Origin of the sequence: Paenibacillus sp. BR1-192, assembly GCF_029542445.1 — a bacterium.
GTDB classification, from domain to species: Bacteria; Bacillota; Bacilli; order Paenibacillales; family Paenibacillaceae; genus Paenibacillus_AQ; species Paenibacillus_AQ lautus_A.
On sequence record NZ_CP120718.1, the window covers coordinates 6459439 to 6475000 of the forward strand.

At 52.4% G+C, this 15562-nt stretch carries 15 protein-coding genes (1 of these 15 cut by a window edge); all 15 read right to left on the reverse strand.

Features of this window, described 5'->3' with window-relative positions; genetic code table 11:
* Positions 1-25: 25 nt before the first annotated feature.
* Positions 26-1102 (reverse strand): DNA integrity scanning diadenylate cyclase DisA, encoded by a 1077-nt coding sequence (gene disA, locus P0X86_RS29825; RefSeq protein WP_009594677.1) that lies wholly within the window; start codon positions 1100-1102, stop codon positions 26-28.
* Between the two features lie 13 nt (positions 1103-1115).
* The gene (gene radA, locus P0X86_RS29830; RefSeq protein WP_009594669.1) at positions 1116-2483 is read right to left on the reverse strand and encodes a DNA repair protein RadA; all 1368 of its coding nucleotides are present in this window, start codon (positions 2481-2483) and stop codon (positions 1116-1118) included.
* A gap of 486 nt (positions 2484-2969) precedes the next feature.
* Positions 2970-5426, reverse strand: coding sequence for an ATP-dependent protease ATP-binding subunit ClpC (clpC, locus tag P0X86_RS29835; protein WP_096777181.1), 2457 nt, complete (start codon positions 5424-5426; stop codon positions 2970-2972).
* A 119-nt stretch (positions 5427-5545) separates the two neighbouring features.
* Positions 5546-6610, reverse strand: coding sequence for a protein-arginine kinase McsB (mcsB, locus tag P0X86_RS29840; protein ID WP_009594672.1), 1065 nt, complete (start codon positions 6608-6610; stop codon positions 5546-5548).
* Positions 6611-6648: 38 nt separating this feature from the next.
* Positions 6649-7173, reverse strand: a complete 525-nt coding sequence (mcsA, locus tag P0X86_RS29845; RefSeq protein WP_009594667.1) for a protein-arginine kinase activator protein McsA — start codon at positions 7171-7173, stop codon at positions 6649-6651.
* Between the two features lie 24 nt (positions 7174-7197).
* Positions 7198-7659, reverse strand: a complete 462-nt coding sequence (locus P0X86_RS29850) for a CtsR family transcriptional regulator (protein WP_277747143.1) — start codon at positions 7657-7659, stop codon at positions 7198-7200.
* Positions 7660-8005: 346 nt separating this feature from the next.
* Complete coding sequence (locus tag P0X86_RS29855; RefSeq protein WP_015737639.1) at positions 8006-8722, reverse strand: GntR family transcriptional regulator; 717 nt, start codon at positions 8720-8722, stop codon at positions 8006-8008.
* 8 nt (positions 8723-8730) lie between these two features.
* Positions 8731-9747: a sugar kinase gene (locus P0X86_RS29860; RefSeq protein ID WP_277747144.1), complete on the reverse strand. Its 1017-nt coding sequence runs from the start codon at positions 9745-9747 to the stop codon at positions 8731-8733.
* The gene (gene dagF / locus P0X86_RS29865; RefSeq protein ID WP_096777183.1) at positions 9740-10495 is read right to left on the reverse strand and encodes a 2-dehydro-3-deoxy-phosphogluconate aldolase; all 756 of its coding nucleotides are present in this window, start codon (positions 10493-10495) and stop codon (positions 9740-9742) included. The genes P0X86_RS29860 and dagF overlap by 8 nt, the downstream gene beginning before the upstream one ends.
* Before the next feature lies 1 nt (position 10496).
* Positions 10497-11600, reverse strand: a complete 1104-nt coding sequence (locus P0X86_RS29870; RefSeq protein WP_277747145.1) for a DgaE family pyridoxal phosphate-dependent ammonia lyase — start codon at positions 11598-11600, stop codon at positions 10497-10499.
* Positions 11578-12681: an amidohydrolase/deacetylase family metallohydrolase gene (locus P0X86_RS29875; protein ID WP_277749100.1), complete on the reverse strand. Its 1104-nt coding sequence runs from the start codon at positions 12679-12681 to the stop codon at positions 11578-11580. The genes P0X86_RS29870 and P0X86_RS29875 overlap by 23 nt, the downstream gene beginning before the upstream one ends.
* Positions 12682-13017: 336 nt before the next feature.
* Positions 13018-13764, reverse strand: a complete 747-nt coding sequence (locus tag P0X86_RS29880) for a hypothetical protein (protein ID WP_277747146.1) — start codon at positions 13762-13764, stop codon at positions 13018-13020.
* Positions 13761-14465, reverse strand: coding sequence for an ABC transporter ATP-binding protein (locus tag P0X86_RS29885; protein WP_096777187.1), 705 nt, complete (start codon positions 14463-14465; stop codon positions 13761-13763). The genes P0X86_RS29880 and P0X86_RS29885 overlap by 4 nt, the downstream gene beginning before the upstream one ends.
* Positions 14466-14487: 22 nt before the next feature.
* Positions 14488-14853, reverse strand: a complete 366-nt coding sequence (locus P0X86_RS29890) for a GntR family transcriptional regulator (protein ID WP_277747147.1) — start codon at positions 14851-14853, stop codon at positions 14488-14490.
* 45 nt (positions 14854-14898) lie between these two features.
* Positions 14899-15562 carry the 3' portion of an ABC transporter permease gene (locus P0X86_RS29895; RefSeq protein WP_192570471.1) on the reverse strand. Its footprint extends 95 nt past the window's final position, so only the last 664 of its 759 coding nucleotides appear in the window; the start codon falls outside the window, past its right edge — the gene reads right to left on this strand; the stop codon is at positions 14899-14901.

A 15562-nucleotide genomic window follows, 5' to 3' on the forward strand; every position in this document is an offset into this window, starting at 1 on the left:
CGTTCGAACATCGATTGTAGGGCTTTTAGATTTGTCTGTCAATGAATACTTGTTCCTGCAAGCGTTTCAAGCCTTCTTTGATGGTGCGTGCCCGAACCTCGCCGATCCCGTCTACTTCATCCAGCTCATGGATGGAAGCGGTCATAATGCTGGATAAGTCATGGAACTGGTCCACCAGGTTGCGGATGATCACATTCGGAAGGCGCGGGATTTTGTTCAAAATCCGGTAACCGCGCGGCAGTATTTCTTCCTCCGAAGCAGCGGCGGAAGCCGGGTATCCAAGAAGCCGTACGATATGGTGAATGTCCAGCAGCTCCTCATCCGTTGAACGCTTGAGCGCGAGAATGATCTCGCGGATCTTCTCCTCGCTGTACTCCCGGGCATAGTCTGCATACAGCAGCCAAGCCTCCTCCTCCATATTGCTCACAAGCTCATCCATCTGCATGCTGATCAGTCGGCCTTCGTTGCCGAGCTCGTTGATATAGCGCTTGATCTCCTTCTTGATGCGGAGCACCATCTCGACCCGCTGTATGACGTTCACGACTTCCGGGATGGTGACCAGCTCTTCGAATTCGGATGCCGAGAGGTTGGTCAGCGATTGGTTAAGCACCACGCGGTATCGCTCCAGCGTCTGTATGGCCTGATTCGCCTTGGTTAAGATGACGCCGATTTCCTTCAATGCATACCGCAGCGAGCCTTGGTACAGCGTAATAATGTTGCGGCGCTGCGAGATGGACACCACCAGCTTGCCCGTCTGCTTCGCCACCCGCTCCGCCGTTCTGTGCCGTATCCCTGTCTCGATGGAAGAGATCGAGGAATCCGGGATCAGCTGGGTATTCGCATATAAGATTCGTTTTAAGTCTTCACTCAAGATGATGGCGCCGTCCATCTTAGCGAGCTCGTATAAATAGTTTGGCGAAAAATCGCAGTTAATGGAGAAGCCGCCGTCGACAACTTCCATTACCTCCGGGCTGTAGCCTACAACGATCAGGGCGCCCGTCTTCGCCCGCAGCACGTTCTCCAGTCCGTCGCGAAACGGCGTTCCCGGTGCTACCAGCTTCAGCAAATCATTCATTTTGTCCAGTTGGCTCGTTTCTTTCACCTTCGTATGCCCCCTAATCTAACGCAACCGCTAATGCATCTGCAACGGTGTTGACTCCGATAATTTGTATTCCTTTCGGATGCTTCCATCCCTTCAAACTCTTCTCCGGCATGAGAACCCGCTTAAAACCCAGCTTCTCGGCTTCTCTTACCCTCTGCTCCGCTCTTGAAACGGCGCGAACCTCGCCGGTCAGCCCCACCTCGCCAAAAATAACGTCGTACGGCTTGGTCGGTATGTCGCGGAAGCTGGATGCGATGCTGACCGCAATGGCCAGATCCACCGCAGGTTCATCGAGCTTCACGCCGCCCGCTACGTTCAGGTAGGCGTCTTGGGTTTGCAGGTACATCCCCATCCGTTTCTCCAGCACGGCAATGATCAGGTTCATGCGGTGATGGTCCACCCCTGTGCCCATCCGGCGCGGTGACGGGAAGTGCGTCGTGGAGATGAGCGCCTGCAGCTCTACAAGAACCGGGCGCGTACCCTCCATGCTTGCAACTACGGTCGAACCCGCTACGCCCAAAGGCCGTTCGGATAAAAAGAGCTCCGATGGATTCCCGACTTCCCGAAGCCCATCCTCACCCATCTCAAAAATGCCAATCTCATTCGTCGAACCGAAACGATTCTTCACCGCGCGAAGCAAGCGGTAAGTATGATGACGCTCTCCTTCAAAATAAAGCACACAATCCACCATGTGCTCCAGCATCCTTGGACCTGCAATGGCGCCTTCTTTTGTCACATGTCCGACAAGGACGGTCGCGATGCCTTTCACCTTCGCCAGCCGCATAAAGCGGGCCGTGCATTCCCGAACCTGGGATACGCTGCCCGGCGCGCTGGTTACCTCAGGCAAGTACACCGTCTGAATGGAGTCGATGACAACGAAGCCAGGCTGTACGTTCTCAATGGCTTCCTCGATCGATTCCAGATTGGTTTCGCAGAGGACAAAAAGCTCCGGGGACAGCGCCCCGAGCCGGTCAGCGCGCAGTTTGGTCTGGCGCACGGATTCCTCACCGGAAATGTACAGAACGCGAATGCCGTTCTGGGCCAGTCGGTTGGAGGCTTGAAGCAGGAGCGTGGATTTCCCGATGCCGGGATCGCCGCCGACTAGCACGAGCGAGCCCGGGACCAGCCCGCCCCCGAGCACCCGGTTCAATTCCGCAATGCCCGTCTGGATTCTGGGTTCTTTACCGCTTTCTATATTTATGATGGAAAGGGGTTTTTCTTTACTATGAAAAAGAGGGGAATTCATCCCCTGGGTCTTGATTACCGTCTCGGTCTCCTCTACCATGGAATTCCATGATTGGCAGCCCGGACATTTTCCGAACCATTTGGGCGCTTCATAGCCGCATTCGGTACAGAAAAATTTCGTCTTAGTTTTTGCCATGTGAGTCTCCTTTATGTCGCGCATCATTTGTCGGATTCCGTAAAACCCTGCAAAATCAGGCATTACTCAAAGTTTACCATTTCTTATAATTCAACGTAAAGGTTAATTGGAAACTTTACGCGGGATGAAATGGATTTGTTTCAAATTTGAAGCAACGAGTGGGAAACAAGGCTTTAATTGCTGGAGAATTTAAACTGAAAACCGTGTACGCTTCGCTGCCGGATCGTTCTTACGATCGCTGTTAAACCCAGGAAACTGGAATTGATATCAAAAGTGGTTTCCCGGTTTTAAAGGCGACCGCTATCGCTTCTTCAGAACGATTCCGTCCTCTCCGCTCGGTTGATACTAAGGGGTCTTTTTTCTTATTCGCCATTTATCCTCATAACTTCTAAGTATCCAAGTTTCTGCCCCATACAAAACCTTCATCTTCCCTAATATTAACAACAAAAAACCCCGCCGGATTAACTCCGGCGGGGTGCGTACATTTTATTCTGTTTCGGCCGATGCGGCCGTTACACCTTCACTCTTGTTCACAACCAGTTCGCCGTTCGCTTCATCGATGACAAGCGAGTCGCCCTTGGCCACATTGCCTTTCAGCAGCTCCTCGGAAAGGCGATCCTCGATGTGCTTCTGGATAGCCCGGCGCAGCGGACGGGCACCGAAGGCCGGATCGTATCCTTCCTTCGCTATGAAGGCCTTCGCCTTGTCCGTGAGTTCGAAATGCACCTCGAATTCTTTCAGGCGTTTACGCAGCTCGTCGGACATCAGCGTCACGATTTCGGCAATGTGTTTCTCTTCCAGAGAGTGGAACACGATGATCTCGTCGATCCGGTTCAAGAACTCCGGACGGAAGCTCTTCTTGAGCTCATCCATCACTTTGCCTTTCATGTTGTTATAATCGCGGCCTGCATCCGTCACGGCGGTAAATCCAAGCGTGGAGTTCTTCTTGATCGCTTCCGCTCCGACGTTGGAAGTCAGGATGATCAGGGTATTCCGGAAATCCACCACGCGGCCCTTCGAATCGGTCAGGCGTCCGTCTTCCAGCACTTGAAGCAGGATATTGAATACTTCAGGGTGCGCCTTCTCGATTTCATCGAGGAGGACAACGGAATACGGCTTGCGGCGCACTTTCTCGGTCAGCTGACCGCCTTCCTCGTAGCCGACATATCCCGGAGGCGCTCCGACGAGACGCGACGTGGAATGCTTCTCCATGTACTCGGACATGTCGATTCGCACGACCGCATTCTCATCTCCGAACATGGCCTCGGCAAGAGCTCGTGCCAGCTCGGTTTTACCTACCCCGGTAGGACCCAGGAAGATGAAGGAGCCCATTGGGCGCTTCGGATCCTTCAGTCCTGCGCGTGCCCGGCGAACCGCACGGCTTACGGCTTTGACGGCTTCCTCTTGGCCGATTACGCGGCTGTGAAGGATTTCTTCCAGATTCAGAAGACGCTCGGTCTCTTCTTCCTTCAGTTTATTGACGGGAATACCGGTCCAGTTGGCGACAACGTCGGCGATGTCCTCCGGCGTTACCTCGGAATCGGTACGTCCTTGTTTTTCTTTCCATTGGTTCTTCGTGACTTCGAGCTCCTCGCGAAGCTTCTGCTCCGTATCGCGCAGCGCTGCCGCTTTCTCGAATTCCTGGCTTTGGACGGCTGCGTCTTTCTCCTTGCGGATGTCCTCCAGATGCGCTTCCTGATCTTTCAGATTTGGCGGTATGGTATACGTATGAAGACGAACTTTCGAACCGGCCTCGTCAATCAGGTCAATCGCTTTATCCGGCAGGAAACGGTCCGTAATGTAGCGGTCGGACAATTTCACGGCCTGTTCAATCGCTTCGTCGGTAATTTTCACGCGGTGATGCGCTTCGTAACGGTCACGCAGACCGTACAGGATCTGAATGGCTTCCTCCGGCGACGGTTGATCCACCGTGATCGGTTGGAAGCGGCGCTCAAGTGCAGCGTCTTTTTCAATGTATTTGCGGTATTCGTCCAGCGTGGTAGCCCCGATGCACTGAAGCTCTCCGCGCGCCAATGAAGGCTTAAGGATGTTGGAAGCGTCGATGGCTCCTTCTGCTCCGCCTGCGCCGATCAAGGTATGCAGCTCATCGATGAACAGAATGATGTTGCCGGCTTGACGAATCTCATCCATGATTTTTTTCAGGCGGTCCTCAAACTCCCCGCGGTATTTCGTACCTGCTACGACTGAGCCCATATCCAGCGTCATCACGCGTTTGTCGCGCAGCGTCTCCGGAATTTCATTGTTAATGATGCGCTGTGCCAAGCCTTCCGCGATCGCCGTCTTACCGACTCCCGGTTCACCGATCAGTACCGGGTTGTTCTTGGTCCGGCGGCTAAGCACCTGAATCACGCGCTCGATTTCTTTGCTGCGGCCAATGACCGGATCCAGATTGCCTTCCTTGGCAATGGCGGTCAGATCCCGAGCGAGACTGTCCAATGTAGGCGTGCTCACGTTCTGCGGCGTACCATGATGGCTAGATACCGCTTCGCTGCTGCCCAGCAGCTGCAGCACCTGTTGACGGGCTTTGTTCAGGCTGATGCCCAGGTTGTTCAGCACGCGTGCCGCAACCCCTTCGCCCTCGCGAATCAACCCCAGCAGAATATGCTCGGTTCCCACATACGTATGGCCAAGCTTACGGGCTTCGTCCATGGAGAGCTCAATCACTTTTTTCGCTCTAGGCGTGTAAGCAATGTTGGTTGGCTGCTCCTGTCCGCGTCCGATTAATGTCTCCACTTCGTCCTGGATTTTCTCAAGACCAAGTCCAAGTCCGATCAGCGCTTTGGCTGCAATGCCGTCTCCCTCACGAATAAGTCCAAGCAGGATATGTTCTGTGCCGATATTGTTGTGACCCAGTCGTACCGCTTCTTCCTGAGCCAATGCAAGCACCTTTTGTGCGCGTTCCGTAAATCTGCCAAACATCATAGTATTGCACCTCCACGTTTCAATTAATATATTGAACCTCGCGGATTTCGGTGTATCGCCGGCTAAGACGTTTATACCGTCATCCAACTGTAAACCGAGAAATAATAACTAACGACTTCTTAACGGTTGCCCAATGTCTCGCGAATGAGCTTAGCCCTGTACATATCGCGTTCGGAAGGATTCATGCCCTCTCCATAGGTCTTCTGGAGAAATCCCGGCTGCGTCTTCACATTCAGCTCGTTCATGACCGGAATTTCCGGCCCTTCCAGCAGGCCGAGATCCACGCCTAGCCGAACATCGGACAAGCGCTGAGCCGCTTCCTTGGAATCCATAACCGCTGCATAGGACAGGATGCCGTATGAACGCATGACCCGGTCCGTGATACGGAGCTTGGATTCACTGAGGAGCCGCGCCCTGGCATTCTTCTCGTGCTCGATGATCTGCAGGGCCACGCTGTGAAGATTCTCGATGATCTCCGACTCGGTTTGCCCGAGCGTAATCTGATTCGAGATTTGAAACAGGTTGCCTAAAGCTTCGCTGCCCTCGCCGTAAATTCCTCTAACGGTCAAGCCTACCTGCGATACGGCCGAGAGTATCCGATTGATCTGCTGCGTCATGACGAGCGCGGGCAGATGCATCATGACCGAAGCGCGAAGGCCGGTGCCGACATTGGTCGGACAGCTCGTTAGGTAACCCCTTTTGTCATCAAAAGCATAATCGATCTCGGATTCGAAAATATCATCCAGCGCCGTCGCGCGGCTCCATGCCTCCCGAACCTGAAATCCGGGATACAGACACTGTATGCGCAGGTGATCCTCTTCATTGATCATAATGCTGACGGATTCATCTTCGGTAAGGATGACGGCACCGTTCCGGGATTCATTAGCCAGATTGGGACTGATCAGATGCTTCTCGACGAGAACCTTCTTATCCAGCTCATCAATCTCACTTAATTTAATTACATGCAAATGCCCGAAATCCTGCAAATCCTCCTTATCCTTTAACACATGGGTCAGGCGCTCTAGCACTTCTCCCGACTGCTGATCCGTTGCGAGCAGCGGGAAAGGAAGATGCTGCAGGTTGCGCGCCACCCTCACGCGGGTGCTGATGACAATGTCGGAATCCTGACCGTTCCCGCGCATCCACTCGCTCAGCGCCGAATCGGTAAACCGGAGATTAGACATCACGCATTCCTCCTACTAAAGTGCAAAATGTAACGATCTTATCCCTGAGCAATGTTACGCTCCAGCTCGCGGATTTGGTCCCGGATCTCGGCAGCCGCTTCAAATTCCTCCTGCAGGATCCTCATTTGAAGCTCCTTCTTAAGCTCATCGATCCGGCGTTTGATCTGAATCCGGCCGCCGGTACGCTTCGGCACTTTGCCCACATGGGAAGTTCCCCCATGGACTCGCTTGAACAACGGATCCAATCGATCCGAGAAATATTTATAACACGAGCTGCAGCCGAACCGGCCAAGCTTGCTGAACTGGGAATACGTCATGCCGCATTCCTCGCATTGCAGCGTCTGGGCCGTTTTCGCACCGGGGGTCTGGCCCTTGCCTGAAGGATCCAGATCCAGCAGGCCTGACAGCAAACTGTGTATAGAAAAACCATTCGACGTACCGGGGATCAATTCCCCTTTTTCGCGGGCACAAGTTTCACAAAAGTGAAACTCCGTTTTCTCCCCGTTCACAATTTTGGTGAAATGAAGTGTCGCCGGCCGTTTACCGCATTCTTGGCATAACATACTCCGATGCCTCCTTACACAGACTCACTTACCTAATAAAGAAATCAGCATCGCCTTCATAATCCTTGCGCGCAGCTCATCCCGATAAGGAAGCTTCACATTCAGGCATTCCCTTGAAACGGCAGCCCGCATCAGGCTGGCCTCCCGCTTCGTCAAAAACCGGGATTCCTCCAGCTGGTAGATCAAGCCTTCCGCTACCGTCTGGTCAATCATGCTGCCGATGGTATGATGAAGGTGCTGCTGGAGTGCAATATGCTGGGGAAGCTCGATACGCTGAATGCGTATGTATCCGCCCCCGCCGCGCTTGCTCTCGACAAGAAAGCCCTTCTCCAGCGTGAACCGAGTGCTGATCACGTAATTGATCTGGGAAGGAACGCAAGAAAATTGCTCCGCCAAATCGTTCCTTTGAATTTCGACGGTTCCTTCCGGACTTTCCTGCAAAATGCTCTTCAGGTATTGTTCGATAATATCAGAGATATTACGCATGGTCTGTTCATCCTCCACTGTTTGAAACGTTAAGACGGATAGTGATCTTACACGTCCGCACAGAGCCTTGCTTATACGTTGATTAACCATAATCAAAATCAGCGAACCCTCTCGTTGACTTTGACTTTCTTTGACTTTGATCTCATTATAGCACATTTTTTCATTTTGCCAAGAGGGTACTTCTCAAATGTTCGCGCTATGCCTGTATTCTTATTGTACCCACTTCTTCGATCGCTTATAGCCCTTTTCCGAAGAACAATTCAACCGAAGGAATAAAAAAAGAAGCAGCCAACGTTCCGGATTAAAACCGGTCTCTTGGCCACTTCTTCCTGTCGTTTTCTGTATCTTAAGCATCATAACTGATCAAATAATGCTGTAACTCCGTATTGTAATACCCGATGCTGTATTCAATGATGCTGCCCGTCTGGTCGTAGGAGGATCTCAACCGCTTCAGTAACGGGGTCCCGGCACTTACGCCCAGCAGTGAGGCAATCTCCTCATTAGCCACGGTCGCCAGGAAACGGTCCCGGAAATTCTCCAGCGTGATTTGACTCTCCTCGATACGTTCATACAAGGACGGCAGTTCGCTTGAATCGAACTCCTCCCCCATGTCCACTAGGGACGATACGTAATGGGTGTAGTAGATAAACGGGCTCCCGTCCAGCAAATACAGCCGCTCGATCAGCAGGCACCGCTCACCGAATTTCAGGAACAATTCGCTATCCGGTTCATTGTGCACCCATTCCGTCTTCAGATGGCGCTTCCGGATCTGGTGGCCCTCTTCAACCAAAATCTCGGTAAACAGCTTCCCCTTGGACAGCTTGGAAAAGGACGTGTTCCGGGTCACGATCGTTCCCACACCGCTCCGCTTCTCTACATACCCTTCCTGGTACAATTCCTGGATCGCATTGCGAACCGTCATTTTGCTGACGTTAAATTCCTGTTCCAGCTGCGGCTCGGAAGGAATATGGGAACCAAGTGGATATACCCCATGCAGAATCCGATCTTTAATGATCTTCTTGATTTGCAAGTATAATGGACCGTTCTTCCGCGTGATCGACATGCTTCCTCCTACCTCTCCACGTCAGACATATGATGACTCATCGCCTGAAGCACTTCGCGTTCGTTTGCCGTCGGCGTATCTCCCGTTACGGTATGGGCAAGCATCGCCGCCGCTGCGGCAAAATCAACCGTCCGGCCCGGCTCATATCCCTCCGAGATCCCATGAATCACACCGCTGGCATAGGCATCGCCCGCCCCGATGCGGTCATGGACGGAGAACGTCAACGTTTGGGAAAAATGAAACGCTCCATCCTTGTAAAGATAGCCTTGCAGGGAATGGGTATTGTCCCCGTTGATCTTGCGGTGGGTACCCGACGCAACCGTAATATTATACTTCGCCGCAACCTTCGGAATCAACTCCTGCAGCTGTTCGTGCCGATCCTCCCGAGTTGTTTCCATGCCAAGGATATGGATGGCATCCTTCTCGTTCATGAAGACGATATCCGCCAAAGACAGCATTTCCTCGTAGTGCGGCTTGGCAAAATCGTAGCGGTCCGCGCCCCATAAGGAAGGACGGTAGTTGCAGTCGAACACAACCGTTCCGCCGCTTTGCTTGACCTTGCGAGCCAAGACCTTCATCTGGCCCCGCACGGTGTCGTTCATGGAAAGGGTGATGCCGCAAAAATGGATCACGTCGATCTTTTCGGCAATCGCATCGAAATCGTACATGGCATCCTCCGCCGTATTAAAGCTGCTGCCCAGGCGATCCGTATAGGTCACACGACCGGGTCTAACGCCAAACCCATTCTCCAGGAAGTACATGCCGACATATTTGCCCCCGCGGCTAATGAGCGAAGTGCCGATCCCAAGCTTGCGCAGATATGAGATCGCCGCTTCGCCAAGCGGGTTGTCGGGAAGCGTGCTGACGAGGTACCCGGCATGTCCGAACCTTGCCACGGCCGACGCGATGTTGACACCCGTCCCGGAAAAGGAATAGTTCAGGTGGCTCTCTTGTGCCAAGGAAGCATACCCTGGTACTTGAAGTCGCATCATCACTTCGCCAAATGCAGCGATCGTCTTAGGCATATTGATCAACCAGCGCTTTTAACTTAAGGTGCAGCTCCTGCACGTCGCTAATGATCGTATCCCCGCTGGCCGAGTCGATGATCGAGGAGTATACGTGAGGGATGACCTGCTGTACTCCTGCCTCGAACGCGATACGGACGATGGCTTCAAAATTCTCTTTATCGATTCCACCCGTCGGCTCTAACGCGAATCCTTCCTCCGCGCATGCCTTCGCTACCGCACGATACTCCTCTTCCAGCTTCAAGCCCTGCATCGGGAAATACTTCAGTGCGTTGCCGCCCATATCGCGTACAAGCGCGATTGCCGATTTTACGGGGACTACGGCTTTGTCCGATCCGGCAGCGCTCACCGGTCCGGTAGATATGTTCACGTAGCCCACTTGTCCCGAAGGGGACACGAGGCTGTTGATCCAGCTTTCTTCGCCGCCCAGGTTGGCACGGGTTGCACCGACCGCCGGAAACACCTGATTGATATGCGTGCCCGGGTAGCTCTTCACGATCTCCGCGACCACCGCCGCTTGACGGTTATCGCCGGCGCCCAAGCCGATGGATACCGCATCCTCGATGACGGCCCCGTACTCCTTCATCGCGATGACGGCTTCCTGCGCATTCGGGTAATTTTTCGACAATACGCCGACCAGCACATGCCCTTCCGAAGCTTCGAATATTTCCTTCGCATTCTGAATGCTGCCTGCAAGAACGTTTAATGCCGCGCGGTTTCTGTAAAGACGTTTCTCCATGTTTGCCATCTTAGTTTCCCCCTGCAATCTGCTGTATTCTCGTTATAATGACTTGCAAATCATCGCCGGAAAGCGAGCGAGGATCGATATCAAAATACCCCTGGCGTACGCCGTAATCCCGGGTATACACCGCAATGTCGCCTTCGCGCAGCTGATCGTTCATGGATTTGGCGCTTACCCCGGCCGCCTCCTCATTGACCTTCACGCGTCCCCGGAAGATCGCTCTTCCCGCTTCGTCCTGCACGATCGTAACCTCAATGCCCGGCAATTTCGATAAGGACTTCATTTCCTCCAGTGCCGCCTTCTCCAACTCGCTCTTATCTTCCTTCACCATATACTCATCCAGCGCCTGAAGCAATCCAAACGTCGTTTCCTTGCCGACCTTCATGCTCCGCCCAATGCCATGCAGCTGCGCCTTCACCCACTCCACGTATTGGCGCTTGCCGCCTACTATACCGGAGGTCGGACCTTCGATTGCCTTAGAACCGCTGTAAATAGCCAGATCTCCGTACTTCACATACTTCTGGATATCCTCCTCGGCAGCGGCATCCACGATCAGCGGTATTCCATGTGCCTGGGCCACTTCTGCCGCTTCTTCCACCGAAATCATGTTTTTCTGCACGCAGTGATGGGACTTCACGTATAAAATGGCAGCGGTCCGTTCATTTATCGCCTCTGCGATATGCTCCTTACGCCCTTCGTTGGCGTACCCTACCTCTACGACCTTGCCGCCTCCGAGATAAACCATCGTTTCGACGGGAGCTCCATACTGCACATTATGCCCCTTAAACAGAATGATCTCGTTCTTCGCAATCGGCTCCTGATGCAGTCGGTCACTGCGCCTGCGATTGCCCTCGGTGACGATTCCAGCCACGGATAGAGCGATGCCGCTGGAAGCCGAATTGACGACAACCGCCGCTTCGGAGCCGAGAATGCGCGCCATGTAAACGCCTGCTTTATCTACCAGATCCGCGATTTCCACGTAACTCTGTCCACCGATCCGCATGGCTTCCATGACGGTATCCGTCGGTGCCGACACGCCAAGAATGCTCATGCGCCCGCTGGCGTTCACCACGCGTTTCAACCCGTATTTAGCATGTAATGAATGATCCATTGACTACCACTCCTTTGGCTTCGATATATCGGTCAGCGATTCGGGTCTCCCCTTCGGAATCGGTCAAACTCATCGGTCCCTGCCGCACCGCGAACAGGGTAAGGTGGGTAGCGTCGCCGACTTGAATTCGGCCCAGCTCCGGACGGCCCAGCCATGCGGCTGCATGGTCCGTTACCGCAGCGACCACTTCCTGCAAGCCGTATCCTAGATACAGAAACTTACTCATGACATTGGCCAGGCTGTACACCGGACCATGGATGCGATTGCCGCGATAAATATCGGTGCTGATCGTATCCGGCTTAATCCCTTGGGCTTTTGCATACTCCGCCACCAGGAACGAGAAGCTCGCCGTACCATGGCCGACATCCAGATGAACGCCGCGGGCAATCGCTTCGGTCAGGGCAGGAATCGGCTTTCCGCCCGAATCGAATAAATTGTTGGCTTTCCCGTTCAAATAATGAGTGATTATGTCGTCCTTCTGAAGCAGCTCCAGCACTTCCTCAATCGGAGGAGGCCCTGATCCGATATGAACCATCAGCGGCAGGGCCGTTTTCCCGGACAGTTTCCTTGCGAGTCGAAGCGGCTCTACACCATTGTCCTTCACTACGCTTTTGCTGATTCTTGCCTTGAGCCCGATGATCAGGTCAGGATACGTCAATACCGCTTTTGCTGCCTTCTCGGGATCGATCCATTCCAAACTGGAAAGCTCGTCGATCCGCTGAAGTCCAATATGGGAAATATTCAAAAAAGCAAACACGTTTGTCTTGGCCCTGGCAACCTCGGTTGCCAATTCTCCAATCGTATCCGCGCCGCAGCTTCCTGCATCGATTATGGTGGCGACGCCTTGCTGAACGCCGATCTCGTCGATGGCATCGCCGTAGGGCTCCAGCTTGGCGACCGCATGGACGTGCATATCGATCCAACCGCTGGACACATATAATCCCGTACCGTCAAAACCGTTGTCACCCGATGCCGTATTCGCATCCGTTATTTCGGTAATGAACCCGTTCTCCATGACAATGTCAAAAGGCTTCTCATCATCCACCGTCTGTACGTTGCGCAAAACAAAACGCTGTTCCAAAATCTTCATCGTTTCACCCCTTCAGCCTTGCCGGACCAGCCTTAAATCCTCTTCAGTACCTGCCGATTTGCATTGCTTTATCTTAATACCATGGTTATAGCATAGCACAGAACATCCTGAACGTGAATATAACGTTATAATGTTTAAATCATATTTCGAATTTTATCCGCTATCTCTTGCCTATAAATTGGAGTCCATGGATTGATAGCGGCATACTGCTAAGGTTCTAGTTCTGTGTTCCTAGCGGATTTCCTTCTCGCTTCATACCAAAGAAACTGCCTTGGATAGGCAGTTTCTTTGGTCCGTTTATAGTATTAAATCCTCATATTCTTTAAGTTAAACCTCAACCTTCCGATCAACGAGATACACCGTGGCATATAGGATCATGGCCGCCACAATGACCTCAAAAGCAAATGCGCCCCATGCTAACGTATACTGCGCGGCAGATACGGTGAAATCAGCCTCATTCTCGAAGGAAATGGTCGCCATCGGGCCAACCCATGCTGCCTCTTCTCCGAAGAACAGCTGGCTGATCCAGGACAGGACATTATGCAATACAAAGAACACCAGAATGCCGATCCATACGCTGCCTTTCTTCGTGATGCTGTTGGCCACGGCAATGGCAAAAAATATCGTAATCATCAGGAAGATGAATTTCCATGCCGTCAACAGGGCGAGACCTACATAATACATAACAGGATAATCGGAAAAACGGATCATTTCCCATGGGATGCCGGCAACGTTCCAGTAGTACCACAAATGCAGTGCCATCAGTAGGCACAGCGCCAGTAAACTCGCGCACGCCAGAATAAGGGAGGAAACCACGCTCCAGACAAAACGGACGGGGAGCAGACGCCGGTGATATGCCTTGATGTTATAGCCGAAGTTCTTGCCAGTGACCACAAGGAGCAAAACACTCACAGAGCCATAAGCCAGCATGCTTAAACCGAAACTCAATCCTAGCTCCCAATCTCTTATCGAACCTGTCACCGTAATCGCGATCTGCACGATAAGAAGAATCGCAAAAGCGCCGAGCAGCGTGGTCGAGTTTCTCTTCCAGTCGTATTTCAGCAGTCTCATCATTCCGCATACACCTCTTTAAACATCTCATCTATGCTTTTTCCGTGTTTTAGGCGGATGTTCTCCACTTCATCATGCATGGCAACCTCGCCGTTGCGAATGAAGATCACTTCATCAAATATCCGTTCGATGTCCCGGACAAGATGAGTCGAAACTATGATGCTGCTGTCCTCGTTGTAGAATTCAACGATGGCATCCAAAATTTTTCCACGGGCTACGGGATCCACCCCGCCGATGGGTTCATCCAGCATATACAGCTTCGCTTCGCGGGACAATGCGAGCGTTAACTGCAGGCGCTCATTCATCCCTTTGGACAGGGAGCTGATGCGATCATTGGTCTTTAAATTCATGAAGTCCAGCATTCTGTTTGCCTTCTCTACATTAAAATCCTCATAAAAATCCTTGAAGTACGCCACCGCATCCGAGACCTTCATCCAAGATTCTGTCATCGGCCGGTCCGGCATGAAGGACACGCTGGCTTTGGTCTCCAGCCCCACGGGTTTGCCGTTCACGTAAACGGCACCTGCCGTAGGCTGGATCAAACCGGCCGCAATCTTCATCAGCGTGCTCTTGCCGCTGCCGTTGGTACCCAGCAAGCCGATGATTTTGCCTCCGCTGATATCCAGATTGACATCATGCAGCGCTCTGCGTTTACCGGCATACGTTTTGGTCACGCTTCGTACCTGTAACAGATTTTCCACCATGGTCTCACCTCCGCTTTTTGGATCATGGCTGCTTCACAGCATCTTCCACGATCGTAATGATATCCTGATCTTTAAAGCCGAGCTCCTGCATGCCGCGTATAAACCGTTCCAGCAGATCGCCGGCCATTTCTTTTTTGATTTCCTTGATTTTCGATTCCTCGCTTGTTACGTATCGGCCCAATCCCCGCCGCGTCTCCACAATACCCTCACGCTCCAATTCCTGAAAAGTTCGCTGCACCGTGTTTGGATTTATTTGAAGCTCACTCGCTAATTCTCGAACCGATGGGATTTTATCACCGGGCAAAAGTTTGCCGATGATGATTTCTTTCTTCAGATACGTCATGATCTGTAAATAGATCGGCAGATTATTGTCAAATTCGATACTCACTGTCGGGTTGCTCCTTTCCGCCGCTCTACCTCGAACTCAGGCTCCTTATGCGACATCCCGTTTTTTAAACGTAACAAAGCCTGCCGCAAGAAACAAGAGGAGATATACAGCGAGCACAATAATTGAGAACGTTAAGCTCATGCCTGGTACCGGGGAGCTTGCGCCACCGCTGTACAGGGAAAGATCCACATTCAGGAACAGCAGGTATTTAGACCAGGAGTAACGCGCAAGCAGCTGTACCACCATGCTTTCCATAATGACCATGAACATGCCGATACCGATTGCAGGACCGGTGGATCTCGTTAGAATGCCTACCATAAAGGTTAGCGTTACATAAACGATCGTATACACCAGGTTGTTCACTGCTCCAATGAGTACATCGCCAAGCGTAACGGAGCCGACATCCATGCCGAACGTAATTTGGCCGGTCAGCACGGCTACAGCAAACATGAAAGCCACCAGTGTTAAGATGTAAATCAATACGGCCACATATTTCGATGCCAAAATTTTGGTGCGGCTCTGTGCACGTATAAGCAGCAATTTGATGGTTCCCATGCTGTGTTCCTTCGCTACGGCTCCTGCCGTAACAACAATGGCAAGCAGGGTCAACACTTGCCCCATTCCCTTGGTGGTTACAGCGATCTGGGCAAATTCATAGCCGGTGCTGCCGCCATCGGAAAATTTATAGAGCAAGAACGCCGTGAAGATC

What these genes read in the sequence shown, in the direction of transcription:
- radA (WP_009594669.1), bottom strand. Translation starts at nt 2,483, where the DNA reads ATGGCAAAAACTAAGACGAAATTTTTCTGTACCGAATGCGGCTATGAA.
- clpC (WP_096777181.1), bottom strand. Translation starts at nt 5,426, where the DNA reads ATGATGTTTGGCAGATTTACGGAACGCGCACAAAAGGTGCTTGCATTG.
- mcsB (WP_009594672.1), bottom strand. Translation starts at nt 6,610, where the DNA reads ATGTCTAATCTCCGGTTTACCGATTCGGCGCTGAGCGAGTGGATGCGC.
- mcsA (WP_009594667.1), bottom strand. Translation starts at nt 7,173, where the DNA reads ATGTTATGCCAAGAATGCGGTAAACGGCCGGCGACACTTCATTTCACC.
- P0X86_RS29850 (WP_277747143.1), bottom strand. Translation starts at nt 7,659, where the DNA reads ATGCGTAATATCTCTGATATTATCGAACAATACCTGAAGAGCATTTTG.
- P0X86_RS29855 (WP_015737639.1), bottom strand. Translation starts at nt 8,722, where the DNA reads ATGTCGATCACGCGGAAGAACGGTCCATTATACTTGCAAATCAAGAAG.
- P0X86_RS29860 (WP_277747144.1), bottom strand. Translation starts at nt 9,747, where the DNA reads ATGCCTAAGACGATCGCTGCATTTGGCGAAGTGATGATGCGACTTCAA.
- dagF (WP_096777183.1), bottom strand. Translation starts at nt 10,495, where the DNA reads ATGGCAAACATGGAGAAACGTCTTTACAGAAACCGCGCGGCATTAAAC.
- P0X86_RS29870 (WP_277747145.1), bottom strand. Translation starts at nt 11,600, where the DNA reads ATGGATCATTCATTACATGCTAAATACGGGTTGAAACGCGTGGTGAAC.
- P0X86_RS29880 (WP_277747146.1), bottom strand. Translation starts at nt 13,764, where the DNA reads ATGATGAGACTGCTGAAATACGACTGGAAGAGAAACTCGACCACGCTG.
- P0X86_RS29885 (WP_096777187.1), bottom strand. Translation starts at nt 14,465, where the DNA reads ATGGTGGAAAATCTGTTACAGGTACGAAGCGTGACCAAAACGTATGCC.